This window comes from Anaerobacillus sp. MEB173 (genome assembly GCF_052119505.1).
Classification (GTDB): Bacteria; Bacillota; Bacilli; order Bacillales; family JBJMAU01; genus JBJMAU01.
Genome location: NZ_JBJMAU010000027.1, coordinates 1 through 24,571 on the forward strand (window position 1 = coordinate 1; position 24,571 = coordinate 24,571).

Annotated in this window: 22 protein-coding genes, 2 tRNA genes and 1 pseudogene; 20 read left to right on the forward strand and 5 right to left on the reverse strand. The window is 37.4% G+C overall.

Annotated features, from left to right (window positions below; genetic code table 11):
* Positions 1-215 precede the first annotated feature (215 nt).
* From ACJ2A9_RS22395 to ACJ2A9_RS22430, 8 genes and pseudogenes are all read left to right on the forward strand, one after another.
* Positions 216-289: transfer RNA gene (locus tag ACJ2A9_RS22395), tRNA-Met, on the forward strand.
* A 3-nt stretch (positions 290-292) separates the two neighbouring features.
* A tRNA-Asp gene (locus ACJ2A9_RS22400) sits at positions 293-368 on the forward strand.
* A gap of 197 nt (positions 369-565) precedes the next feature.
* Positions 566-1,567 (forward strand): thiamine-phosphate kinase, encoded by a 1,002-nt coding sequence (thiL, locus tag ACJ2A9_RS22405; protein ID WP_441423931.1) that lies wholly within the window; start codon positions 566-568, stop codon positions 1,565-1,567.
* An 11-nt stretch (positions 1,568-1,578) separates the two neighbouring features.
* Positions 1,579-2,089: pseudogene (gene tsaE / locus ACJ2A9_RS22410) on the forward strand (tRNA (adenosine(37)-N6)-threonylcarbamoyltransferase complex ATPase subunit type 1 TsaE).
* The gene (tsaB, locus tag ACJ2A9_RS22415) at positions 2,034-2,738 is read left to right on the forward strand and encodes a tRNA (adenosine(37)-N6)-threonylcarbamoyltransferase complex dimerization subunit type 1 TsaB (RefSeq protein ID WP_441423932.1); all 705 of its coding nucleotides are present in this window, start codon (positions 2,034-2,036) and stop codon (positions 2,736-2,738) included. The pseudogene tsaE and the gene tsaB overlap by 56 nt, the downstream one beginning before the upstream one ends.
* A 1-nt stretch (position 2,739) precedes the next feature.
* Positions 2,740-3,204, forward strand: coding sequence for a ribosomal protein S18-alanine N-acetyltransferase (gene rimI / locus ACJ2A9_RS22420; protein ID WP_441423933.1), 465 nt, complete (start codon positions 2,740-2,742; stop codon positions 3,202-3,204).
* A complete protein-coding gene (tsaD, locus tag ACJ2A9_RS22425) occupies positions 3,197-4,222 on the forward strand; it encodes a tRNA (adenosine(37)-N6)-threonylcarbamoyltransferase complex transferase subunit TsaD (protein ID WP_441423934.1) in 1,026 nt (341 codons plus the stop codon). Before rimI ends, tsaD begins: the two co-directional genes overlap by 8 nt.
* Positions 4,223-4,554: 332 nt before the next feature.
* Positions 4,555-6,717, forward strand: coding sequence for a hypothetical protein (locus tag ACJ2A9_RS22430; protein ID WP_441423935.1), 2,163 nt, complete (start codon positions 4,555-4,557; stop codon positions 6,715-6,717).
* 93 nt (positions 6,718-6,810) lie between these two features.
* Here ACJ2A9_RS22430 and ACJ2A9_RS22435 read toward each other — a convergent pair whose 3' ends face one another.
* Entirely contained in the window at positions 6,811-8,742 is a 1,932-nt protein-coding gene (locus tag ACJ2A9_RS22435; protein WP_441423936.1) for an ABC-F family ATP-binding cassette domain-containing protein, read from the reverse strand.
* Between the two features lie 239 nt (positions 8,743-8,981).
* On the opposite strand from ACJ2A9_RS22435, the gene moaC reads away from it, so the two are divergent.
* From moaC to thiH, 7 genes are all read left to right on the forward strand, one after another.
* Positions 8,982-9,476 carry a cyclic pyranopterin monophosphate synthase MoaC gene (gene moaC / locus ACJ2A9_RS22440; RefSeq protein WP_441423937.1) on the forward strand — a complete coding sequence of 165 codons (495 nt, stop codon included), beginning with the start codon at positions 8,982-8,984 and terminating at the stop codon, positions 9,474-9,476.
* Positions 9,477-9,512: 36 nt separating this feature from the next.
* Positions 9,513-10,148 (forward strand): redox-sensing transcriptional repressor Rex, encoded by a 636-nt coding sequence (locus ACJ2A9_RS22445; RefSeq protein WP_441423938.1) that lies wholly within the window; start codon positions 9,513-9,515, stop codon positions 10,146-10,148.
* Positions 10,149-10,193: 45 nt separating this feature from the next.
* Positions 10,194-10,370, forward strand: a complete 177-nt coding sequence (locus ACJ2A9_RS22450; RefSeq protein WP_441423939.1) for a twin-arginine translocase TatA/TatE family subunit — start codon at positions 10,194-10,196, stop codon at positions 10,368-10,370.
* A gap of 25 nt (positions 10,371-10,395) precedes the next feature.
* Positions 10,396-11,163: a twin-arginine translocase subunit TatC gene (gene tatC, locus ACJ2A9_RS22455; protein WP_441423940.1), complete on the forward strand. Its 768-nt coding sequence runs from the start codon at positions 10,396-10,398 to the stop codon at positions 11,161-11,163.
* A 124-nt stretch (positions 11,164-11,287) separates the two neighbouring features.
* Complete coding sequence (locus ACJ2A9_RS22460; protein WP_441423941.1) at positions 11,288-12,706, forward strand: MDR family MFS transporter; 1,419 nt, start codon at positions 11,288-11,290, stop codon at positions 12,704-12,706.
* A gap of 342 nt (positions 12,707-13,048) precedes the next feature.
* Positions 13,049-13,816 carry a thiazole synthase gene (locus ACJ2A9_RS22465; protein ID WP_441423942.1) on the forward strand — a complete coding sequence of 256 codons (768 nt, stop codon included), beginning with the start codon at positions 13,049-13,051 and terminating at the stop codon, positions 13,814-13,816.
* 55 nt (positions 13,817-13,871) lie between these two features.
* Positions 13,872-14,975 (forward strand): 2-iminoacetate synthase ThiH, encoded by a 1,104-nt coding sequence (gene thiH, locus ACJ2A9_RS22470; protein ID WP_441423943.1) that lies wholly within the window; start codon positions 13,872-13,874, stop codon positions 14,973-14,975.
* A gap of 284 nt (positions 14,976-15,259) precedes the next feature.
* Here the strand turns inward: thiH and ACJ2A9_RS22475 are convergent, their stop codons facing one another.
* On the reverse strand, positions 15,260-15,448 hold the full coding sequence (locus ACJ2A9_RS22475; RefSeq protein WP_441423944.1) for a YdiK family protein: 189 nt from the start codon (positions 15,446-15,448) through the stop codon (positions 15,260-15,262).
* A complete protein-coding gene (locus ACJ2A9_RS22480) occupies positions 15,445-16,161 on the reverse strand; it encodes a CPBP family intramembrane glutamic endopeptidase (RefSeq protein ID WP_441423945.1) in 717 nt (238 codons plus the stop codon). The genes ACJ2A9_RS22475 and ACJ2A9_RS22480 overlap by 4 nt, the downstream gene beginning before the upstream one ends.
* Before the next feature lie 350 nt (positions 16,162-16,511).
* Here ACJ2A9_RS22480 and groES point away from each other — a divergent pair, with 350 nt between their 5' ends.
* Together groES and groL are read left to right on the forward strand one after the other, a co-directional pair.
* The gene (groES, locus tag ACJ2A9_RS22485; protein WP_441423946.1) at positions 16,512-16,796 is read left to right on the forward strand and encodes a co-chaperone GroES; all 285 of its coding nucleotides are present in this window, start codon (positions 16,512-16,514) and stop codon (positions 16,794-16,796) included.
* A 34-nt stretch (positions 16,797-16,830) separates the two neighbouring features.
* On the forward strand, positions 16,831-18,465 hold the full coding sequence (gene groL / locus ACJ2A9_RS22490; RefSeq protein ID WP_441423947.1) for a chaperonin GroEL: 1,635 nt from the start codon (positions 16,831-16,833) through the stop codon (positions 18,463-18,465).
* Between the two features lie 287 nt (positions 18,466-18,752).
* Here groL and ACJ2A9_RS22495 read toward each other — a convergent pair whose 3' ends face one another.
* Positions 18,753-19,400, reverse strand: coding sequence for a YczE/YyaS/YitT family protein (locus ACJ2A9_RS22495; protein WP_441423948.1), 648 nt, complete (start codon positions 19,398-19,400; stop codon positions 18,753-18,755).
* Between the two features lie 381 nt (positions 19,401-19,781).
* On the opposite strand from ACJ2A9_RS22495, the gene ACJ2A9_RS22500 reads away from it, so the two are divergent.
* Complete coding sequence (locus ACJ2A9_RS22500; RefSeq protein ID WP_441423949.1) at positions 19,782-19,964, forward strand: YolD-like family protein; 183 nt, start codon at positions 19,782-19,784, stop codon at positions 19,962-19,964.
* Positions 19,965-20,054: 90 nt separating this feature from the next.
* Here the strand turns inward: ACJ2A9_RS22500 and ACJ2A9_RS22505 are convergent, their stop codons facing one another.
* On the reverse strand, positions 20,055-20,936 hold the full coding sequence (locus ACJ2A9_RS22505; RefSeq protein ID WP_441423950.1) for a LysR family transcriptional regulator: 882 nt from the start codon (positions 20,934-20,936) through the stop codon (positions 20,055-20,057).
* Between the two features lie 296 nt (positions 20,937-21,232).
* On the opposite strand from ACJ2A9_RS22505, the gene ACJ2A9_RS22510 reads away from it, so the two are divergent.
* Positions 21,233-22,864 (forward strand): PucR family transcriptional regulator, encoded by a 1,632-nt coding sequence (locus tag ACJ2A9_RS22510; protein ID WP_441423951.1) that lies wholly within the window; start codon positions 21,233-21,235, stop codon positions 22,862-22,864.
* Between the two features lie 234 nt (positions 22,865-23,098).
* Entirely contained in the window at positions 23,099-24,559 is a 1,461-nt protein-coding gene (locus ACJ2A9_RS22515; RefSeq protein WP_441423952.1) for a CoA-acylating methylmalonate-semialdehyde dehydrogenase, read from the forward strand.
* The last annotated feature ends 12 nt before the right edge of the window (positions 24,560-24,571 follow it).

Below are 24,571 nucleotides of genomic sequence, written 5' to 3' on the forward strand. Positions count from 1 at the left end.
GATGGTAGTTGGGGGTTTCCCCCTGTGAGAGTAGGACGTTGCCAAGCTTGCAATATCATCAACCTAATAACGTCGCGGGGTGGCGCAACGAGGAATACATCACTGAATGTACAACGAGTTGTTTCGACACAGCAAGCGACAAAGCGATACTTGTAGAGGAAGAAACAGTGGAACTGAACTTCAAAGCAAGGCATCGTCTATTAACTTTATAACGTCGCGGGGTGGAGCAGTTCGGTAGCTCGTCGGGCTCATAACCCGAAGGTCATAGGTTCAAATCCTATCCCCGCAATCTGGACCCGTGGTGTAGCGGTTAACATGCCTGCCTGTCACGCAGGAGATCGCCGGTTCGATCCCGGTCGGGTCCGCCATTCAATTTGCGAAACAATTAGTTTCGTTTTTTTATTTTATTTGTTTTTTTTACATAATACGATAAACTAATAGAGACAAACCTTAGGCTATGTAAAGTCCTAAGGTTTTTTTATACATTTGAATTGTTTCTTTGTTATCATTTAAATAAAAGATAAAGTTATTGATTAATAAACTACTACATATGAAGGTGCGGAACATGATTAAAGATGAGTTTGAATTTATCCAGTCAATTACTCCGAAGAAAACATTCCAATCGTCGTTAATTAAAGGGATTGGTGATGATGCGGCACTATTTCAGGGAGATAATAGGTTTGACGAAATTGTATGTATGGATACAATGGTAGAAGGAATCCATTTTGCAAGTCAGACTATGAGACCGTATGATATTGGTTATAAAGTTTTAGCATCGAATATTAGTGATATAGCAGCGATGGGTGGAGTGCCTACCTACTATTTAGTATCAATCGCCATCCCGCCACATTGGCAAGTGGAGGATCTTCGTCAAATATATAACGGTATGAGTGATCTTGCACGTCAATATCATGTTGATTTAATTGGTGGTGATACCGTTTCAACGAAGGATGTTCTTGTTATAACGATTACAGTGCTTGGTCGGGTTGAAGGGCAAAGGCAATTACTGCGTAGTAATGCCAAACCAGATGATGTCGTTTTTATAACCGGGTATGTTGGTGAATCTGCTGCTGGATTACAGCTGTTATTAGATAATGATAAGGATTACGATTATAATGAGTTAGAACAACAGCTTATTCGAGCGCATCAAACACCAATTCCGCAAATTAAGGAAGGACGGATACTTGCAGGTAAAGAGGTGCGTGTATCTTTAAATGATATAAGTGATGGGGTGGCTAGTGAAGCGTATGAGATTGCTGAAGCTAGTCAGGTTTCGATTGTTTTAGAATCGGATGCTCTGCCTAGGAGCAAGGCTTTAAGGTTGTTTAGTGATGAACAACAGTTAAAATGGATATTAAATGGCGGCGAGGATTTTAAATTAATTGGTACCGTTTCCGCTGAACAATGGGAAAGTATTAAAGATGATTTCGCAATACAAGGTTTGGAGATATTTAAGGTAGGTATCGTGAAAGAAGGTCCGGCTAATGTGTATTTAATTCAAGATGGACAAACAACACGATTAAATAAAGCGGGATATAATCATTTTAAACGTAATGGAGATAGATAGGTGAGATAAATATGGAACCAATAATATATCGGTCAAATTCTCCTGAAGAGACAATGTTATTAGCTGAAAAAATGGCTCATATACTTCAGCCGAATGACGTGATTACATTAGAAGGAGATTTAGGCGCTGGAAAGACAAGTTTTACGAAAGGCTTAGCAAAAGGGCTAGGAGTTAAACGAGTCGTTAATAGCCCTACTTTTACAATTATTAAAGAATACAAAGGGCGAATACCACTTTATCATATGGATGTGTATCGCTTGGAAAATAGTGATGAGGATTTAGGTTTTGATGAGTATTTTGAAGGTGAAGGAGTAACGGTGATTGAATGGCCGAGCATGATTGCTGATCGGCTACCAGATCAACGCTTGAAAATTGTCATCACCCATGAAGGTGATGAGCAAAGGAAGATTTTGTTTGAACCAATTGGTGAGAGGTATATTACTCTTTGTAAGGAGTTATTAGAACAATGAAAGTGTTAGCAATAGATACATCAAATTTAGTTATGGGGATTTCCGTTGTTGATGATGGAAAAGTCGTCGGAGAGTTGATTACAAATTTAAAGAAAAATCACTCGTTAAGACTTATGCCAGCAATTTCAGACTTACTAGAAGAGGTCAACATTAAACCAAAGGAATTAGATAAGATTATCGTAGCAAAGGGTCCTGGCTCTTATACAGGAGTTCGTATTGGAGTGACAACAGCGAAGTCTTTAGCTTGGTCTTTACAAATTCCACTTGTAGGCATATCCAGTTTAGAGGTGCTTGCTCAAAATGGGCGTTATTTTGATGGGTATGTGTCGCCGCTTTTCGATGCGAGAAGAGGACAGGTCTATACGGGTCTATACGGCATGGTCGATAGAAGTTTTTTAAATGTAAAAGAGGATAAAATTATTTTGTTACATGATTGGCTAACAGTTTTGCATGAATTAGAAAAGCCGGTGCTTTTTATCGGTAACGATCTCGATATCCATCGTGAGCAAATAAAAGAGACTTTCGGTGCAAAAGCAGTGTTTGCAGCAATCAGTGAACATAATCCCCGACCGAGTGAGTTGGCTATGCTTGGCTTAGAGCGTGAACCAACGGAAAATGTTCATCAATTTACCCCTGAATATATTCAATTAGCGGAAGCTGAGGCAAATTGGATTGCTTTACAAAAGAAAAGAGAACAATGAAATGAATGAAATAACTGAAAATTATTCAATACGATTAATGGAAGAAAAAGATATAGATCAAATTTTGGTAGTGGAGCATGATGCCTTTACAACACCATGGAGTCGTACAGCATTTTATAATGAAATTGTGAATAATCAATTTGCACATTATTTAGTTGTTGAAATCGATTCAGAAATAGTTGGGTACTGTGGTGTTTGGGTGATCATAGATGAAGCGCATATTACCAATATAGCCATTCATTCAAAATTTCGGGGGAAAAAACTGGGTGAAACATTGCTGTTGCATGCCATGGAATTAGCGAGAACATTTGGAGCAAAAAAGATGACATTGGAAGTGAGAGTTTCTAATGAAACGGCGCAACAATTATATAAGAAATTAGGTTTTGAAGCAGTTGGGATTAGAAAAAATTACTATACAGACAATTTAGAGGATGCTCAAATTATGTGGGTGAATTTATATGAATAATAAGAGAGATGAAATTATATTAGGAATCGAAACAAGTTGTGATGAAACAGCAGTTGCCGTTGTAAAAAATGGTCGAGAGATTCTTTCAAATACTGTTTCCTCCCAAATTGAAAGTCATAAACGTTTTGGTGGTGTAGTGCCGGAAGTTGCATCACGTCATCATGTTGAGCAAATTACATATATTATTGAGACAGCTATGGATGAAGCGGGAATAACATTTGCTGATATTGATGCGATTGCGGTGACTGAAGGACCTGGTTTGGTCGGGGCTTTATTAATCGGTGTGAATGCAGCAAAAGCGATCGCCTTTGCTCATGATATTCCGCTAGTTGGTGTTCACCATATTGCTGGCCATATTTATGCAAATCGACTAGTGAAGGAATTAGAGTTTCCACTCCTTTCATTAGTCGTCTCCGGAGGACATACGGAATTGATCTACATGAAAGAACATGGATCTTATGAAATCATTGGTGAAACAAGAGATGATGCTGTTGGAGAAGCGTATGATAAGGTAGCGAGAACAATTGGTCTTCCATATCCGGGAGGTCCGCACATTGATCGTTTGGCAGGTGTAGGTGACGCTACAATTGACCTTCCGCGTGCCTGGTTAGAACCTGATTCATATGATTTTAGTTTTAGTGGTTTGAAATCAGCTGTGATTAATACGTTGCATAATGCTAAACAGAGAAATATCATGATTAAATCTGAGGATTTAGCAGCGAGCTTTCAAGAGAGTGTCATTGAAGTGTTAGTTGCAAAGACTGTTCGAGCAGCCAAAGAATATAATGTTAATCAAGTTGTCGTTGCTGGTGGTGTAGCAGCAAACAAAGGATTAAGAAAAGCATTAGAAGAAAGCTTTTCTGAATTGAATGTTGAACTTGTTATCCCTCCATTATCACTTTGTACTGATAATGCCGCGATGATTGCTGCGGCAGGCAGTATAGAATATCAAAAAGGAAGGCGCTCCGATCTTGCGCTGAATGGCAATCCGGGTTTGGATTTAGAGCAGTTTTCATAAAATGTGTAGTTTAACTCCCTTAGCTCTCGTCAATGATGAGAACGAAGGGAGTTTTTATTTATTATCACATCTTTTTCCGTTTATTTCTACATTTGCTGACAAAAACAGACTTGTGGAGAAGGGATTGTGTACAATTTGTTAATAGTGTGGATAACGTTTAGAAAGCTAGTTAAATAAGTCATCCACTTGTTTATAAAAAATGTGTATAAATAAGTGGATAATGTGCATAAGTTGTTAAGATCTTATGGAAAAAGTAAAAAATGTGTGAGTAACTATGTTGATAATGTGGATATGTCAGAAAATTTATAGAATTATGTTAGGAGATTTTTCGATTGGTTAAGAAATTTCTTTTACTTTCTTTATTAACTTTTTTATTAATTTGTGGAAAAGTGACTTATGCAGAGGATGAAAACGAACATCTTGTTGTTGTTTTAGTACCAGAATTGTCGTTTCGTGAAATCTCATGGTTCTTGGAAAATGGACAGGAGCCAAACCTGTGGAAAACAGCCAGTTTAGCTGGTATGAACATTCGCCCAGAAGGGAATTATTCTTATTTAAATAATATCGTGACATTAAGTAGTAGTAAGCGAAGCAATGGTGTACTCGATTGGAATGGCTATGAAAAAGGTGAAGAGTTTGCGAATGGTATAGTTGATGAGCGTTATTTACAGTGGACGGGCAGGCAAACTAAGGAGGACATTGTTCATCCGTATTTTCATAAATTACAGGAGAAAGTTACTGAACTAGGCATATTAGGTGAAACACTAAAAAATAATCACGTGTTTCGCACAATATTAGGAACTAGTGACACACTTGAACAAAAAGTCAGGTATGGTTCATTACTAACTGTTGATAAATATGGAGAAACGCCAGGCCAATTTTCCACAATGATAAGAAAAAATCATTTATCCCCAACTGGTAGTGAAATGGATGTAGCTGAACTCATGACTACTATTCATTCAAAAGAGAATGTTCATGATCGAACCTTTATCGTTGTGGAGTGGGGGGATCTGTATCGATTATTTTCAGAAAAGGATTTTATGGACGAGGGTCATTTTCAAATGCAGTATCATAAAGCTCTTACAAATTTAGAGAGCTTTGTTGGTGAACTTGCTAAGTCAAAGGAAAGATCGATTATGGTATTTTCACCAATGGTCCATCAGGAGGCTTACAAAGAAAAGGAACTGTTAGCACCGCTTATGCTTTGGGATTCTACAGAAGATAGTCAGGAAATCTATTCACAAACAACAAGGCAACGGTCGTTAGTTAGTAACTTAGATATCGCTCCAACAATATTAAATTATTTTCAAATTGAGAAACCAGAGGTAATGCTAGGTTATCCACTGCAGTTAACTAATGGTCGAACAGTTATGCACAATCAAGTTATTGATCAAATGAACTGGATTTTTAAGATTAACGCAACACGTGGGGCTGTTTTATCAAGTTATATTACATTACTGATCGTTTCTTTATTTGCAGCGAGTCTGATTTTATGGTGGAGACAAAATAAAGATTGGTGGAGGTTTATCGCGAAAGTATTATTAATTAGTGGAATGAGTTCACCATTTTGGTTTTTGATAACACCATCAATGTTAAAAATAATGAGTGCTGGCAGTTATTTTTATGTCATATCCTTATGCTCGTTAGTAACCGGGGTCCTTTCAGTTCGTTATTTAAAACAACCGTTAACGCTAGTTGGTATGGGATTGTTTCTCGCGTTAACACTTGATTTATGGTTTGGATCGACATTCATGCAGCGTTCATATTTAGGTTTTGATCCGATCATTGGTGCTAGATATTATGGAATAGGTAATGAGTATTCTGGTATCTATATTGTTTCGGGACTGCTTATGATGATTCCGTTGTTAAAAAGACAGCAAAAATGGCTGAAGTATTTCATGGTAGGTGGAATCGGGCTTATTCAACTTATCTTCTTAGGGGCCCCTGAATTAGGAACAAACGCGGGTGCTACGCTTTCCTTTGGAATCGCATATGTCTATTTATTTTCTCTTCTCTTTCTTAATCGAATGAAGTTCGTTACGTTTTGTTCAATGATGGTGTTGGCCGGGATTTTCTTATTAACAGCGCTGTATTTCTTACAAATTACAGGTATGAAAACACACATAGGTTATGCTTTTGAAAGAATGATCAGCGGGGATCTTCAATATATCTATGAGATCATTCAAAGGAAAATGGCGATGAATTGGAAGATTCTTTGGTCATCAAATTGGACGAAGCTCTTTTTCACATCATACTTATTAATAGGGATTTTTTTATGGAAGAGGAACCGTTTACACCCGGTCATGTATCAAAAACAATGTATCCAAACAGGAATTGTTGCATCATTAGCACTCTTGCTGTTAAATGATTCAGGAGTAGTAGCTGCAGCAACATCAATGTTTTTAATCGTTTCGGCCAGCTACTATTGGCAGTTAGAAAAGGGCGTCGTAAGTGATTTAGAAGAAAAAGAAAAGCTTGCAGAAGAATCAATGTGATTCCTGCAAGCTTTTTTAGCATCTGGCTCTGACCCCGACCTTATAACAGGGGGGAGTTGGAAAATTTGGTTAGTTATTTTTAACTTTTAACTATCAACTTTGGAGCTCTTCCCATTCTTCCATCAGCTTTTCAATTTTTGCTTTTCGTTCTTCTATTTGTTCATTTAATGTAGCAGAACGTTCATGATCTTGATAAATCTCGGGATCACATAGAGCTTCTTCATCTTGAGCAACTTCTGTTTCAAATTGTTCAATCATGTTCTCAATTTCTTCGATCCGGCGTTGTCTTTGCCGCTCCTGTTTCTTTGCCTCTTTGTCTTGTTGAAAGCTTACTTTGTCAGACGCTTTTCCTTCATTCGGAGTTGATTCTTGAAGTTGTTTCTGCTCTAAGAGTTCAAGCTCTTTCAACTCCTCTTTCTTTCTAATATAGTAATCATAATCGCCGATATAATCAGTCAGACCGATTGAGGATATCTCAACAATCCGGGTGGCAATCCGATTCAAAAAGTACCGGTCATGGGAAACGAATAAAATCGTGCCAGGATAATCAATCAATGCTGATTCTAGCACTTCCTTACTATCTAAATCCAAATGGTTTGTCGGCTCGTCAAAAATTAAAAAATTAGCTTTTTGCATATAAAGCTTCGCTAATTGTAAGCGCGCCTTTTCACCACCGCTTAAATCAGAGACGACCTTTAACACATCATCACCGCTAAAGAGGAAATTCCCTAACACTGTGCGGATTTCCTTTTCTGGTGTTAAAGGATATTCATCCCACAGTTCATGTAAGACTTGCTTATTTGAAGTAAGCTTCGCTTGCTCTTGATCATAGTATCCAATCATGACATTGCTGCCGTAAGAAATCGCTCCTTCTATCGTCGTAAGCTCCTGGTTAATCGCTTTTAATAATGTAGATTTACCGATCCCATTCGGACCAACCAGGGCGACACTTTCATTTTTCTTAATTTGCAGGTTAGCATTTGCGAATAATGGTTTGCTCTTGTCGTAACCAACCGCGACATTTTCAAGTCTTAAGACGTCATTTCCGGTTTGCTTCATAATATCAAAAGAAAATGAAGCGGATTTCTCGTCACCTTGTGGCTTGCCCATTAATGTCATTCTTTCTAGTTGTTTTCTTCTGCTTTGCGCACGTTTCGTTGTTGAAGCCCGGGCGATGTTTCGTTGGATAAAGTCTTGAAGTTTAGCCACTTCTTCTTGCTGCTTTTCATATTGCCTAAGTTCAACTTCATAACGTTTTGCTTTTTCCTCTAGGTAATCACTATAGTTCCCGTGGAATTTAGTTGATTTTGTATTTGAAATTTCATATACAACCGTAACAATTTTATCTAAAAAGTACCGGTCATGGGATACGATTAAAATCGCACCGTCATAGTTTACTAAATATTGCTCGAGCCATGTTAGTGTTTCAATGTCTAAATGGTTTGTGGGCTCATCTAATACTAATAACTCAGGTTTTGTTAATAGTAACTTTGCTAAAGCTAACCGCGTTTTTTGTCCGCCGCTTAATGTAGAAATCTTCGTTGAGTAATCAAATGTAGAAAATTTTAAACCAGAAAGAATACTTCGAATATCCGCTTCATATTGATAACCGCCTTGATCTTTAAATTTTATTTGTAATTCATCGTAGTCTTTTAAGACTTTTTCATACAAAGCGGGGTTATTCAAAACATTATTATCGGACATTTTCCCCTCTAATTGACGAAGCTCTTGTTCCATTTTCTGCAGAGGTTGAAAGACAGCAAGCATTTCTTCCCAAATCGAGAGGTTGGACTCAAGCCCAGTGTCTTGTGCTAAATATCCTAACTTAACATCCTTTGGAATAATTAACTCACCAGAATCAAACGACATCTGTCCTGTAATAATTTTTAATAATGTTGATTTGCCGGCACCGTTTCTCCCAATCAGAGCAATTCGGTCCCTCGATTGAACTTCTAACTTTATATTCGATAAAATTGGCTCAGCACCAAACGATTTTGATAATTGAACACATTGCATTATAATCATTTTTTCATCCATCCCTACATAAAGGTTGTGCGATTTCTTACACTAAAAATAGTGAGATCGTGTTAGACTAATGATGTCTTTATTATTTTAGTGTACAGTATTGGTCGAGAGACAGGCAACACTCGTAAAAATTCATGCTCGGCCCAATTTGTGTCAACTTTTTTTTTGAACTAGTAATCAGAACGCTTACAGATTTGTAGAAATGTTGTACAATAGATAGAAGAAGGGAGAATATTAACATGTCATCATTTACACATTTTAATGAACAAGGTCGTGCCAAGATGGTTGATATCTCTGATAAGAAAACGACTGTTCGAACTGCCTTTGCCCATACAAGTGTAGTAGTGAGCAAAGAAATCTACACAAAAATAGAAGAGGGTTCAATTGGGAAAGGTGATGTACTTGGTGTGGCCCAAGTTGCTGGTATTATGGCAGCTAAGAAGACAGCTGATTGGATACCAATGTGCCATCCGCTTGCCTTAACGGGTGTTAATGTTATCTTTTCATGGGAAGAAGAAGGCGATAAGCACATACTAAATATTGATGTTCAAGTGAAAACAAAAGGGAGTACAGGTGTAGAGATGGAAGCATTAACGGCAGCTTCTGCTACAGCCTTAACCGTCTATGATATGTGCAAAGCCATTGATAAAGGAATGGTGATTGGACCAACCTACTTGAAAGAAAAAACAGGTGGAAAAAGTGGGGATTATCGTAGAGAGCAAGTAGATATGTAATAATTCAGTCTGACGGATAGAAGTTGGAGGAATGCTATGGAATTTGATCAAACAAAGATACCACAAGCAACCGCAAAGAGGTTACCGTTATACTATCGGTTCTTGGAGAATTTGCAAAGCTCTGGGAAATATCGTGTTTCTTCCTCAGAACTCAGTGAAGCAGTTAAAGTTGATTCAGCAACAATAAGACGTGACTTTTCCTACATCGGTGCGTTAGGGAAAAAAGGGTATGGATATAATGTTAACTATCTATTATCTTTTTTTCGAAAAACGTTAGATCAAGATGAATTAACAAAAGTAACACTGATTGGAGTAGGGAATCTAGGTACAGCTTTTTTACACTATAACTTTCAAAAAAATAATAATACAAAAATAGAAATGGCTTTTGATGTTGCTCCTGAAAAAGTTGGTACAAACATGGGGACTGTACCGATTTACCATCTTGATGATTTCGAGAAAATCCTTGACCCTGAAGTAACTGTGGCAATATTAACTGTACCAGCAATAGCGGCACAAAAAATAGCCGATCGTATTGTCGATTCAGGAATAAAAGGTATTCTAAATTTTACACCAGCAAGATTAACTGTTCCTGAACATATTCGGGTTCACCATATTGATTTATCTGTTGAGCTACAATCGTTAATCTATTTTTTAAAACATTATCCAGTCTAGTTTGTTGAATAACAAAAAGAATCGTTTTTATAGGAGGTGAATGTCGTGGGAACACTTGGCGCAGGTAGTATCGCTTTAATCGCTATTGTTGCACTAATTATCTTTGGCCCTAAAAAGCTTCCGGAATTAGGAAAAGCAGCTGGAAATACACTTCGTGAGTTTAAAAATGCAACAAAGGGATTAGCAGATGACGATGATGATAAAAAGAAATCAGAAAAGTAATTGTTGAGATAGGAAGGGTTTTCATATGGAACAAAACGGGATGTCGCTTTATGAGCATATAGAGGAAATAAGAAAACGTCTTATTATTGTTGTCGTATTTTTTATTCTCTCTCTTATCGGTGGATTCTTCCTTGCGACACCACTCATATCATTTTTGCAAAGTGCACCAACGGCAGAAGGCCTTCCAATGAACGCCTTTAGTTTAACTGATCCTTTAAAGGTATATATGAACTTTGCTTTCTTGACAGCATTGTTATTATCATCACCAGTAGCATTATATCAGCTATGGGCCTTTGTTAGTCCGGGCCTTCGTGATGTTGAACGGAGAGCGACACTTTCTTATATTCCAATTTCGTTCTTTTTATTTATAGCAGGACTGTCGTTCTCATATTTCATTCTCTTCCCATTTGTAGTTGGTTTCATGGGGAGGTTAGCAGTTCAATTAAATATTACTGAACAATACGGAATTAACGAATACTTTTCTTTTCTGTTTCAATTAACATTACCATTTGGTCTTTTGTTTCAGTTGCCCGTGGTTGTTATGTTCTTAACTAGATTAGGAATTTTGACTCCACAGTTTTTAGTGCAATCTCGTAAAATTGCCTATTTTATTTTATTAGTCATTGCGGGGTTTATCACACCGCCAGAACTAATCTCTCACCTTATGGTCACAGGCCCGTTACTTCTTTTATATGAAATTAGTATCTGGATATCTTATGTTACGTATCGAAAGGTGCTTAAAGCAGAAAAGGAATATGAGGAACAACAGAAGAAAGATTCAAACCACGTCTAGTATAACGTGGTTTTTTTTCATTTGGATAACTGCAAATGTATTCTAGTGCTGAAAGGACAATACAATGCTAAAATAGCAATGATGATATATTTCGAATTACGAAATGATTGGATGGCGAAACAGCATGAATAAACTACCAGAAAAATGGCTTGTTCTACTAACCGTATTAGTTGGTTCATTCACTCTTGTCCTAAATAACAGTATGTTAAATCCAGCTGTTCCACAGTTAATGAAAGTGTTTGAGTCAGACGCTGTTGCCACAGGTTGGGTAATTACGATTTTTATGGTTACGATGGGTGTGACGATGCCATTAACGGGATACTTAGGTGATAAATGGGGAAATAAAAACCTCTATATTTTCGGTTTAGTTCTTTTTACAATTGCCTCTATCTTAGGTTCTTTTTCCTGGAACTTGTCTTCACTTATTTTCTTTCGAGGACTGCAAGGGATTGCTGGCGGGATTATGCTGCCAATTACGATGGCCTTAATTGTGATTGCTTTTCCGCGTAACGAACGAGGCTTTGCGCTTGGTGTATATGGTACATCAGCGCTGATGGCACCAACAATTGGGCCAACACTGGGCGGAATTTTAATCGAAATGGGAAGTTGGCAATATTTGTTCTTATGCAATATTCCAACAGGTTTGATAGGTCTTGCAATGGCTGTGTTCTGCCTAAAGCAATCAAAAAATAGTGCAAAGCTGACATTTGATAAGTGGGGCTTTCTAACGGTAACCCTAGGTGTTGGGTTGATTTTATATGCGTTAGCTAGAATTTCAAAGCTGGAACATTTACTCGAACCGATGAATATCCTTTTACTTCTTGTTGGGGCACTTAGTCTGTATCTGTTTGCTCATATAGAAAAACATGTTCAGCACCCTTTGTTAGATCTTTCAATTTTTCGGATTTCGACGTTTACGTATAGCGTCATTGTATCAGGGATCCTTTCGATCGGGTTATTTGCAGGGATTTTCCTTATCCCATTATTATTACAAAATGTGTATGGTTATGGTGCCATTATGACTGGCCTCACATTTTTACCGTCAGCATTGTTTACGGCGATCTTTATGACAGTCAGCGGTAAGACTATGGATAAAAGTGGCGCTAGAGTTGCTGTTACAGTAGGCTTGGTCATTATTGGTGTTAGTACAATTCTGCTTGGCTTAATGGATGTGAGTACAGCACTTTGGGTAATCTTTCTTCTAATGGCAGTAAGGGGAGCGGGGTTTGGCTTAAGTAGTACACCGGCAACGACGGCTGGAATGAATGCGATCCCTGAACAGCTTGTCTCAAGAGGATCAGCTATGAACAGTGTGTTTAGACAAATGAGTTCTGCACTTGGTATTGTTTTTGTCTCTATTTACTTTGAAGTTCGTCGAGTGCAGTTGATTGTGCAAGATCTTCCTTTCGATGCTGCGAGCTTACAAGCGATTAATGAAGGCTTTATTGTAATTGGGATTCTGACCTTACTATCAATTCCTGCTGGATGGTTATTAGGAGGAAGGAACAGAGAAGATCAAAAGAAAGGGACGAAAACAGCCTAAATAGTGAGAGAACTCACACCATATTGCTAAAAAGAATGATATAGTAATGATACGGGAGCTTAGAAGACTAGGCTGAGAGGATGACTGATCTTGTTATCGACCGTTAACCTGATCTGGATAATGCCAGCGAAGCTTCGACCTGTTACGCTACCTTGCAGCTTTGCGACGAGGAAGCCAACACCGGAGCGATACAGGTAGACGCAGGAGCAGTTTTTATTGCGACGAGGAAGCCAACACCGGAGCGATACTGGTAGACGCAGGAGCAGTTTTTTTGTAACCGCATAATTCAGTGCGGTTTTTTGTTTGTTTTTATGTTGAACACTCTGGGGGAGGTTTTTTGTAATGAATGATAATTTAGTAATTGGCGGGGTAGAGCTATCAAGCCGTTTATTTATCGGAACAGGAAAGTTTGGTAATGATGCGATTGTTCCGGATGTGATTAAGAGCTCAGGTTCACAGGTGATTACGGTTGCCATGCGGCGCGTTGATTTAGGATCAAATCAAGAAAATATTATGAAGCACATTCCTAATCATATGGTTTTACTTCCGAATACATCAGGAGCAAGAACAGCTGATGAAGCAGTACGAATTGCTCGTCTTGCCAGAGCAGCAGGAATGGGAAATTGGATCAAAATCGAAGTGATTTCAGATCAGAAATATTTACTTCCAGACAATTATGAGACGATCAAAGCTACCGAAATTTTAGCGAGTGAAGGCTTTGTTGTCTTACCTTACATGAGTCCGGACTTAATGGTGGCAAAGAAGCTTGAAGAAGTAGGAGCTGCAGCAGTCATGCCATTAGGAGCACCAATTGGAACAAATCGTGGTTTCAGAACAAAAGAGATTGTAAAAATTATGATTGCAGAAAGTAACGTTCCAATTATCGTTGATGCAGGGATTGGGAAACCATCGGAAGCCGCAGAGGCAATGGAAATGGGAGCAGCAGCCGTACTTGTCAATACAGCGATTGCAACAGCTGGAGATCCTGTAGCAATGGGAGAAGCATTTGCTTACAGTGTAAAAGCGGGAAGAACAGCTTTCTTGTCAGGAATGGGAGCAACAGCAGTAGAAGCGAAAGCATCTTCACCATTAACTGGATTTTTACGTTAAGGAACACGCTGCTAGAGTGATGGGATGATAAGAAAACTGGAGGGGGAGTAATTCATTGAGCTTTTATCCGATTTACCAACAATTAAAGACAATACCTTTTGACGACGTGTTTCAGTCAGTCACTGATCATGATGTGAGAAGAGTGTTACAAAAAGATCATTTAATGAAAGAGGATTTTCTAACGCTTTTATCACCACAAGCCACACCGTTTCTTGAGGAAATGGCGCAAAAAGCCCATCGCATAACTGTACAAAACTTTGGGAAAACGGTTCTTTTATTTAATCCGATCTACATTGCTGATTATTGTGTGAACCACTGTACATATTGCAGCTTTAGTATTGTGAATGACTTTGAAAGAAAAAAGTTAACGATGGATGAGATTGAGGCGGAAGCAAAGGCGCTAGCTGAAACAGGAATTAAGCATATTCTCATTTTAACTGGTGAATCTAAACTACATTCACCGGTATCGTATATTAAGGAAACAGCAGAAGTATTAAAAAAATACTTTTCGTCAATCGCAATTGAAATTAACCCACTCGATACGGATGAATATAAGGAGTTAGTCGAGGCGGGTATAGATGGTCTTACTGTATATCAGGAGGCTTATAATGAAGACATCTATCAGGAATTTCATGTGAAAGGTCCAAAGCGCGACTATCGTTACCGTTTAGATACACCGGAACGAGGATGTATTGCCGGAATGCGATCAGTAAATATTGGGGCGCTTCTTGGGTTGGATGATTGGAGAAGAGAGGTATTTTATACTGGCATGCATGGGCGCTACTTGCAAGATAAATATATCGGAACAGAAATCAGCGTATCACTTCCAAGAATTCGTCCTCACCTTGGAAGCTTTGAACCTCGCTCCATTGTAGAGGATCGTGATCTTGTACAATGTATGCTGGCGTTACGGTTATTCTTACCGCGTTCTGGAATGACATTATCTACACGTGAAAGTTCTGAACTGCGCGACAATCTTCTTCCACTTGGAATTACGAAGATGTCAGCAGGATCTTCAACTGAAGTAGGGGGCTATTCACAAGAGGATAAAGGAACGAACCAGTTTGAGATTTCTGATGAACGCGGAGTAAGGGAAATTTGTGATATGCTTTATAAGAAGGGCTATCAGCCAGTGTTTAAGGATTGGGAACTTATTTAATTTAGAATTTAATAAATTAATCAAACGTTTAATTAACATGAAAATCCCCTTTCGAATGAATCGAGAGGGGATTTGTTTGGTGAACGGACATCTATTCCTTTATTTGCTTGTAAAAAGCTAATTTTGAGGTGTTCGCGGACATTAAATACGTTATTTGCCCGATTCATGAAAAATTAATTGTCATTTCAATCTAATAGCGGAACGTATGTCCGTCAAATGTTCGATAATGACTTTTTCTTCACAGATAAAGGATTAAATGTCCTCTAACATAATTAGCACCCGTACTAGTTTGCTTTTTTCTTTTTTGATGTTAGGAAGCGGCTGGCAATAACGAAATCGATTGTAGCTAAACCGATTAATAGGAAAGTCCAGATGTCCCAACCGTTGACTCTTACATTTTGGATAGCCAAATAGGTGAATAGCGATCCAATTAGGAGATAAAGTATCCCCATAAAAGTCGGTGATGTTCTCATAGTAGAAATCCTCCAATAAATGATTGCATCTCTTCAAGCTGTTTTTGCATCTCCATGATCTTATCACCGAAAACAACCTGAATCAGCATGACAAAAGAGTTCATTGCAACGTGAGCGACAATTGGTACAATAATTCGTTTTGTTCGGACGTATAAATAAGCAAAAACAAAGCCCATTGCCGTATAAATGAGTAGATGTGTGAAATCCATATGTACGGCAGCAAAAATTAGTGAGCTAATGATCGCGGCAATCCAAAAGTTATATCGTTTATATAATGTACCAAAGATAATCTTTCTAAAAACAATTTCCTCTAAAATTGGTCCAATCACTGCCGTTACGAGCATGAAGATCGGAGTTAATTTTGCAATTTCGATCAGTATTTCTGTATTTTCTGATCCGGGTTCAATCCCCAGTAGCTGCATTTCGATCATAGCTGCCACGATTTGAGCACCATAAGCAAGGAAAATCCCAATAAATGACCACTTTATTGCTTCACCACGTGAAACACGCTCATAGTCCTGATGTCTTTGTTCAATATCAGGACGTAAAAGTAACAAGATAATGATGAGTCCGACCGAAAAGCTGTATACACTCCAAAGGCCAGGGATTTTTTCGGGAGCTACCCCAAAATAGTCAAGAACCGGATAACCAATGAAAATTGAAAATTGGGCAGCGACATAAGTGATTAATATCCACCAGTATCTTTTTGACAAAAGTTCATTCTCCTTTTCCATCCAAATTAGTAACATTATACTCTATATGTATTGCACTTTTTTTATTTTATCATAGTTTGTTCAGAAGATAAGGAAGTACACCTAGGAAAGAAAGTTAAAACTTTTGAAAATAAAAGCAGGAACCACGGGCTCAGCGTATAAAAGTATAATATTAGGTCGATAGTAGTGAAGGGAAAATTTTTCATAATTTTTTAGTGTTAATACTTGAAAAATGAAACTGAAATGATTATTATAATAATTGTGTTAGCACTCGATTGGTTTGAGTGCTAACAAAGAACCTATTTAAAAAACTAACTTCAATACAACTATTTTTGAGGAGGGTGTTTTCCTTGTTAAAGCCATTAGGTGATCGTATTGTTATTGAACAAGTAGAAACAGAAGAAAAAACTGCAAGCGGGATCGTACTACCAGATTCTGCAAAAGAAAAGCCGCAAGAAGGACGCGTTGTTGCTGTTGGTACAGGGCGTGTAACTGATAAAGGCGAGAGAATTCCATTAGAAGTAGCAGCAGGAGATGCAGTAATCTTCTCTAAATATGCTGGTACTGAAGTGAAATATGAAGGAAAAGAATATTTAATCCTTCGTGAAAGTGACGTTTTAGCAGTAATTGGTTAAGTCGCTACATATAGAATATTAGGAGGTAGATAACATGGCAAAGGATATTAAATTTAGCGAAGACGCACGTCGCTCAATGCTTCGTGGTGTAGATGCATTAGCTGATGCAGTAAAAGTAACATTAGGACCAAAAGGACGCAATGTTGTATTAGAGAAGAAGTTTGGATCTCCTTTAATTACAAATGACGGTGTTACAATTGCAAAGGAAATTGAATTAGAAGATGCATTCGAAAACATGGGTGCTAAGCTAGTTGCAGAAGTAGCAAGCAAAACTAACGATATCGCTGGTGACGGTACAACTACGGCAACTGTACTAGCTCAAGCAATGATTCGTGAAGGTTTAAAGAACGTAACTTCAGGTGCGAACCCAATGGTTATCCGTAAAGGGATCGAAAAAGCAACAGCGGTTGCAGTAGAAGAATTACAAAAAATCTCTAAGCCAATCGAAAGCAAAGATTCTATCGCACAAGTTGCGGCTATTTCTTCTGCTGACGAAGAAGTAGGACAATTAATTGCTGAAGCAATGGAGCGCGTTGGTAACGACGGTGTTATCACAATTGAAGAATCTAAAGGATTCGCTACTGAGCTTGAAGTAGTAGAAGGTATGCAATTCGACCGTGGATACGCTTCTCCTTACATGGTAACTGATTCTGATAAAATGGAAGCAGTTCTAGACAACCCTTACATCTTAATCACTGATAAGAAAATTTCTAGCATTCAAGAAGTATTACCTGTTCTTGAGCAAGTTGTTCAACAAGGTAAGCCAATCCTTATCATCGCTGAAGATGTTGAAGGTGAAGCTCTTGCTACATTAGTAGTGAACAAACTTCGCGGAACATTCAATGCTGTAGCTGTTAAAGCTCCAGGATTTGGTGACCGTCGTAAAGCAATGCTTGAAGATATCGCTATCCTTTCTGGTGGTGAAGTGATTACAGAAGATTTAGGATTAGACCTTAAATCTGCTAACATTACTCAATTAGGACGCGCTTCTAAAGTTGTTGTAACAAAAGAAAACACAACAATCGTTGAAGGTGCCGGAGACTCAGAAAAAATTGCAGCACGTGTTAACCAAATCCGTGCTCAATTAGAAGAAACAACTTCTGAGTTTGATAAAGAAAAATTACAAGAGCGCTTAGCTAAGCTTGCTGGCGGAGTAGCAGTTGTTAAAGTTGGAGCAGCAACTGAAACTGAATTAAAAGAGCGCAAACTTCGCATTGAAGATGCTCTAAACTCTACTCGTGCGGCTGTTGAAGAAGGTATCGTAGCTGGTGGTGGTACTGCACTAGTTAACGTTATCAAAGCTGTATCAGCTGTTCAAGCTGAAGGCGACGAAGCTACTGGTGTTAACATCGTACTTCGTGCATTAGAAGAGCCAGTACGTCAAATCGCTCACAATGCTGGTCTTGAAGGTTCAGTTATCGTTGAACGCTTAAAAGGCGAAGCAGTTGGAACTGGATTCAACGCAGCTACTGGCCAATGGGTAGATATGATTGCATCTGGTATCGTTGACCCTACAAAAGTAACTCGCTCTGCACTTCAAAACGCAGCATCTGTTTCAGCGATGTTCTTAACAACAGAAGCAGTAATCGCTGATAAGCCTGAAGAAGGCGGCGGAATGCCTGACATGAGCGGAATGGGTGGCATGGGCGGCATGGGCGGCATGATGTAATAGCCCCTCGAACCCTTGATATATAAGGATTTGTTAGTAAGGTTAGAGTGGTTTGCTAACATTTTGCTAACATTGAGGATATTAACGGAGGCTTCTCATAAGTTCGCTGAACTTTTGAGAGGCTTCTTTTTTTCAAACAAACAATAATAGAACGGTTCTTTGTTACAAAAGTCTTTACAGGGTTAGTTTTTTCTAGAAAGTATACTTATTAAAACGATATTTATCTGATGTTAAAACTAAAATCCTCCCCCCCTCTTATATTATCCAGTTAACCTGCACATACTTTATTATGCTGAGTACGTATTTTGTTTGGGAACTTTATGAATCACAATCCAACGATTATACTGATCAATAAAAAATCCAATTCCAAACATAAACAACATCGTGCCTATACCAACACCAGTTATATGATGCTGAAAGATCATAATAACAAGACTGATGGATAACGGAATTAACGTACAAAGGATTGTTCCTAAAGTATAATTATTCAATCGCTTCCCAAACGCCTTCAACAAATAGTCAGACGGCAAATACACTGAGCTAGATTGAAAGTAAATGCTTATAGCAACTGCCATAAGGTTGAGACCTATTAATAAATATAAACAACGAATCCATATATTTTCTGGTACATACATAATGTGATGTAAGTACAAAAACAGATCAATAAATAGTCCAAAAACGAAGGTAAGAGTTATACTTTTGATTATCATCGTCAAGGTAAATTTAATTTTCATTAAATAACTAAGTATAAACGAACAGAAATTCAAAATAATAATGCAGACACCAATAGAAAACGGTAATATGGACGCAAGATTTTCCCCAGCAGCTGCCCAGGGGGCACTTCCTAAGTTAGCTATAATCATATAGCTATTTCCTAAAGCATTTAACGTAATAGAACAAACAAACCATAATAAGTTTACTAGTAGACTTCTCATCATGCCCCCCCATATTTCACGATATTTTATATTTATCTATCATAGATAGGTATACTTCCTATCAACTCTTTGGATAGCTTGTGTTAGAATGTTATTGCTATAACGAACCATTAGCTAATTATATTTGAACATATACATCGCTATCATTAGACAGAATGTAAAACATTTTGTTTTCCTTTTTTGTCATCCAACGGGCTTTCTATACTTACTCTTGAAGTCAACATTTTATCAATATTTAACCAAATGTTGAAATAGATTTGAAAAAGACTTACAGAGCGTCTAATGATGTTAGTTATGATTAGAAATATAATGGTATTAGTAAGAGAAGTATTCTTCTGTTCTGTCTTTTTGTAGAACATTAGCCTGGAAGGAGATCACAATATGATTTTAAGAAAGTTAACAAAAAATCATTTAATTACCGTCAGTTATTGTAAGGACGGAATGTTACACTCGTGTAGGGGGCATGTTTATAACCTTGATTTAATAAATCAGACGCTTTCTTTAAAAGATGAAAATTCACAGATCAACACGATACTTTTACCTTCTATAAAGGAAATTGAATAGTGTCTTTTTAGTTGAATTAAAGATGGTGCCAGTTGTATTAACAAATAACCAAAAGGAAGAAGTGACTCATAATTTAAGTTCTCTTCTTATTTAATAATCCATTAAATTGTTATCGTTTAACCAAGTTTGAACACAATCAATAAATTTTGTAGTAGCAGGAGACATATTAGGTTTTGTAGCAATGCCGATAAAACGAAAAGACTCTTTTTCTAAATTAAGAATGCGTATATTACTGGGAATATGAGATAAAGTCATTTCAGGTCTTACACTGATCCCTAAATTATTTTCCACCATAGCAAGAATTGTTTGATCATCTGATACCTCAAATTTAACAGTAGGTTTTATATTATTTTCTTTTAAAATCTGCTTTATCTCATTATCCCAACCTTCTTTAGGCATAATCAAAGGCTCTGCTTGTAGTTGTTTGAAAGAAATTTCTTCTTGTTTATGAAGAAGGTGCTGGTCTGACATGATACAAAGCATTTTGTCTTTTTTTAAAGGGAAAAATTTAAGAGTTTTCGATATAGGGTAAGTGAGAAAACCACAATCAATGACACCAGTTGAAATCCACTGTTCTAGGGTAGCATAATCACCTTCATACAATTTCACTATAATTCCAGGATGGTTTTTTTCATACTGTTTTATAATATGAGGTAACCATTGGGTAGCGACACTTGTAAATGTACCTATTCTCACTACACCCGCCTCTACGCCGCTTATTGCTGCGGCCTCTTGTTTCAATCTGTCATTTAAGGTCAATATATCACGAATGTAATTGAGCATCCGTTCTCCATCACTAGTTAAATAAATACCGGATCGCCCTCGGCATAGTAAAGAAAAGCCAAATTCATTTTCAAGACTGTTAATGGCATGACTGACACCCGATTGTGTTAAATTTAACATTTCCCCAGCTTTTGTTAGGCTTCCAGATTCAACTACAGCGTAAAAGATTTCAAAACGGCTAATTGTCATCTAATTCCCCTTCTTGCATTATTTTTTCTCATGTATAATATTATAAACATTCATTTTACTAATGTAAATCTTATACAGTATACTTAATTTAGTGCCAATCTCGTGTATGTAAAAGAGTTCGAATATTTCTAAGATTATATAAATATTAGTATTTCGATAAGATTGGCTTATTTAATTTTTATGTATCTCTTTGAAGAGGTAAGTAATTATTATTATTGAATAATTGAAAGCGCTTTATTAATTGAAGGTTAAATCACTTCTTTTTGTCCAAAAACTTACTCTGGAGGAATTCACCTATGAACTTTGAAAGTAAATTATCGGTACAAGAAATTTTGCAGAATAAACATTTTGGACATGCGAAAGTAATAGCTGGGAAAGAAGGTCTTTGCCGGCCAGTCCGCTGGGTCCACGTTTTAGAAGTAATCTCCATTGAAAACCTTTTAAATGGTAATGAACTTATACTATCAACAGGTATTGGGTGGCAAGGAGATCAAAATGCTTTTGCTTTATTAGTTAAAAAATTTATTGATTCTAATGCAGCCGGTCTATGCATTGAATTAGGACAGTATATATCAGCGGTACCACAAGAAATTATAGAATTAGCTGACACCCATAACTTTCCGATCATTGTATTTTCTAAAGAAGTACGATTTATTGATATAACACAAGAGATACATAGTCTTTTAGTAAAGAAACATTATCAAATCCTTTCTGATTTAGAGGAATACTCAAATAGGTTAAATCAACTACTTCTTTCCTCTAACCCGCAACAAAAAATCCTGCAACTTTTATATGATTACTTAGGGATGTCAATATTTTATATTTCCAATCAAGGTGAGGTTAAAGTTATTCCAAAAAAGTCATCAAACGAACAAGATGAAATGTTTAACCTTTTGAAAAATAATCAGATACCAAAACACTTGAATGTAGCACACCAATCTGTACAAGCTTTGAATCAGACATTTGCTGATCTGTTTATCATTTCAGAATCAGAGGCTATTACTGAATTTGAATCTCTAATTTTAGACAGAAGTGCAATAGCCTTGGCTCAAAGTTTATTACGTGAATTATATATCGAGGAACAAAGGAAGGCTAAAGAAGCGGAATGGGTGAGTTGTTGGCTTGAAGGTGAGCATAGTAATGAACAAATTCAACAATATCTTTCGGAGCTCGAGCCTACTCTCAAGCCGAATAAGTGTACTGTTTTACTTTGTAAAGCGGATAATCTAGATAAAATAATTTCTGAAATTACTTATTTAAAAGTATTTATTAGCTCAATTTTTGATCAGCGAGGTATCTTCCTGTTAACCTCAATACAAAAAAATCAAATGGTTTTTATTCTTCTTAATAAACGAAAACCTGATGATTTTAAGCGTAGAGTCCAAGAAGGAATTGACTGTTTGAAGAACTCCGATTTCATAGAAACACAGAATATTTCTCAACTTGAGTTTAGTGTGGGTAAGTTTGTTAACAATTTAAGTCATATAAAAAATAGCTACCAAACAGCAAAAGAAACATTAAATATCAGAGGAAAAATGCCAAATGAATTAAGTGAGTACTTTTATGAGGATTTATATATTTTCCGACTGGTATTGGCTGCTAACGAACAAGGAGTTCTACTGGAATTCATCTCTGATTATATCGGACCTGTATTGGAACATGATCAACAGACCAATGGGGAGTTATTAAAAACATTAAAAATTTATTTGCAATGTAAGGGTGCAAAAAAGGAAACGGCTGAACGTCTTCACATTGTTCGGCAAACGCTGTATCATCGTCTAGAAAAATTGTATGAATTAATTGGAAATGATTTCATGGACCCTTACAAGCGTCAAGCCATTGAAGTTAGTATTTCCGCCTATGAATATGCTTCAGCGTCTAATGAATCTTTGGAATATTCATCTTATTCTGTATCAAAGTCATCATAACTTGGTATTGAAACCTCTAATTGAGGTTTCTTTTTTTACGAGATAAGAGGAAATTTCGGTGGCTAGGCGCTTGCGCTTTTACTAACGACAACTTGTAAACAATTTAAGACGGTATTTACCCATAATGTAGAAAAAATGTTCAGAATATTTTACACAGTGTCTAATGATAGTGGTTTATATAATAAATATAATTAGTTCAAAGATGCTTATACATTCAAATTAGGAGGTTTTACAATGGAAATCACACAAACAGTCCAAACGTTAAAAAACTTTATTGGTGGACAATGGATAGAATCAAAAAGCGAACAAATTGAAGAGGTACCAAACCCAGCAACAGGTGAGGTTATCGCTCGTGTACCGTTATCAACTCGAGAAGATTTAGACAACGCTGTAGTGGTTGCTAAAGAGGCATTCCAAAAATGGAGCAAAGTACCTGTGCCTCAGCGTGCCCGTATTTTGTTTCGTTATCAACAACTATTAGTTGAAAACTGGAAGGAACTAGCGAAACTTGTCACGTTAGAAAATGGAAAAAGTTTCAATGAAGCATATGGAGAAGTGCAACGTGGAATAGAATGTGTTGAGTTTGCTGCAGGTGCACCAACTTTAATGATGGGAGAGCAACTTCCTGATATTGCTACAGGTGTTGAATCAGGGATGTATCGTTACCCAATAGGAGTAGTTGGAGGGATTACACCGTTTAACTTCCCAATGATGGTACCGTGCTGGATGTACCCGCTAGCGATTGCTTGTGGAAACACATTTGTATTAAAACCATCTGAAAGAACACCATTGTTGGCTAATCGTTTAGCTGAATTATTTAAAGAAGCAGGCCTTCCGGATGGTGTATTAAATATCGTACATGGCGCACATGATGTTGTGAATGGCATTTTAGAAAATGAGAATGTTAAGGCTGTATCTTTCGTTGGATCTCAACCAGTAGCTGAGTATATCTATAAAACCGCAGCAGCAAATGGCAAACGCGTTCAAGCGCTTGCAGGAGCAAAAAATCATTCAATTGTATTAAAAGATGCAGACCTAAGCTTTGCTGCAAAAGAAATCATTAATGCTGCTTTCGGTTCGGCAGGGGAAAGATGTATGGCAGCAGCTGTTGCTGTTGTAGAAGAAGAGGTTGCTGATGAACTCATTAACCGACTAAAGCAAGCAGCTGATAGTATCACTATCGGTAATGGACTAGAAGAAGGTGTGTTCCTCGGTCCAGTTATCCGTGATGGACATAAGGAGCGGACAATAGGCTATATTCAATCAGGGGTAGAACAAGGAGCAACACTTGTTCGAGACGGGCGTGAAGATAATGCAGCAAAAGGAGAAGGCTATTTTGTTGGCCCGACTATTTTTGATCATGTGACACAGGAAATGAAAATTTGGCAAGAGGAAATCTTCGCACCAGTTCTTTCCGTTGTACGTGTAAAAGACTTAACAGAAGGTATTGATGTTGCTAATGCTTCCCCTTTTGCAAATGGAGCATGCCTGTACACGAACAGTGCAAAATCAATTCGACAATTCCGAGAAGACATTGATGCTGGTATGCTTGGGGTTAATCTAGGAGTTCCTGCACCAATGGCATTCTTCCCGTTTTCCGGTTATAAGGATTCATTCTATGGCGACCTCCATGCAAATGGAAAAGATGGAGTAGAATTTTATACTCGTAAGAAAATGCTTACTGCTCGTTACTAGAAAAAAAACGAA

Coding starts and splice junctions, on each gene's coding strand:
- ACJ2A9_RS22445 (WP_441423938.1), top strand. CDS start 9,513: ATGGAATTTGATCAAACAAAGATACCACAAGCAACCGCAAAGAGGTTA.
- ACJ2A9_RS22505 (WP_441423950.1), bottom strand. CDS start 20,936: ATGACAATTAGCCGTTTTGAAATCTTTTACGCTGTAGTTGAATCTGGA.
- tsaD (WP_441423934.1), top strand. CDS start 3,197: ATGAATAATAAGAGAGATGAAATTATATTAGGAATCGAAACAAGTTGT.
- tsaB (WP_441423932.1), top strand. CDS start 2,034: ATGAAAGTGTTAGCAATAGATACATCAAATTTAGTTATGGGGATTTCC.
- ACJ2A9_RS22475 (WP_441423944.1), bottom strand. CDS start 15,448: ATGAGAACATCACCGACTTTTATGGGGATACTTTATCTCCTAATTGGA.
- tatC (WP_441423940.1), top strand. CDS start 10,396: ATGGAACAAAACGGGATGTCGCTTTATGAGCATATAGAGGAAATAAGA.
- ACJ2A9_RS22435 (WP_441423936.1), bottom strand. CDS start 8,742: ATGATTATAATGCAATGTGTTCAATTATCAAAATCGTTTGGTGCTGAG.
- rimI (WP_441423933.1), top strand. CDS start 2,740: ATGAATGAAATAACTGAAAATTATTCAATACGATTAATGGAAGAAAAA.
- ACJ2A9_RS22510 (WP_441423951.1), top strand. CDS start 21,233: ATGAACTTTGAAAGTAAATTATCGGTACAAGAAATTTTGCAGAATAAA.
- ACJ2A9_RS22515 (WP_441423952.1), top strand. CDS start 23,099: ATGGAAATCACACAAACAGTCCAAACGTTAAAAAACTTTATTGGTGGA.
- thiL (WP_441423931.1), top strand. CDS start 566: ATGATTAAAGATGAGTTTGAATTTATCCAGTCAATTACTCCGAAGAAA.
- ACJ2A9_RS22465 (WP_441423942.1), top strand. CDS start 13,049: ATGAATGATAATTTAGTAATTGGCGGGGTAGAGCTATCAAGCCGTTTA.
- groL (WP_441423947.1), top strand. CDS start 16,831: ATGGCAAAGGATATTAAATTTAGCGAAGACGCACGTCGCTCAATGCTT.
- ACJ2A9_RS22495 (WP_441423948.1), bottom strand. CDS start 19,400: ATGAGAAGTCTACTAGTAAACTTATTATGGTTTGTTTGTTCTATTACG.
- ACJ2A9_RS22500 (WP_441423949.1), top strand. CDS start 19,782: ATGATTTTAAGAAAGTTAACAAAAAATCATTTAATTACCGTCAGTTAT.
- ACJ2A9_RS22460 (WP_441423941.1), top strand. CDS start 11,288: ATGAATAAACTACCAGAAAAATGGCTTGTTCTACTAACCGTATTAGTT.
- moaC (WP_441423937.1), top strand. CDS start 8,982: ATGTCATCATTTACACATTTTAATGAACAAGGTCGTGCCAAGATGGTT.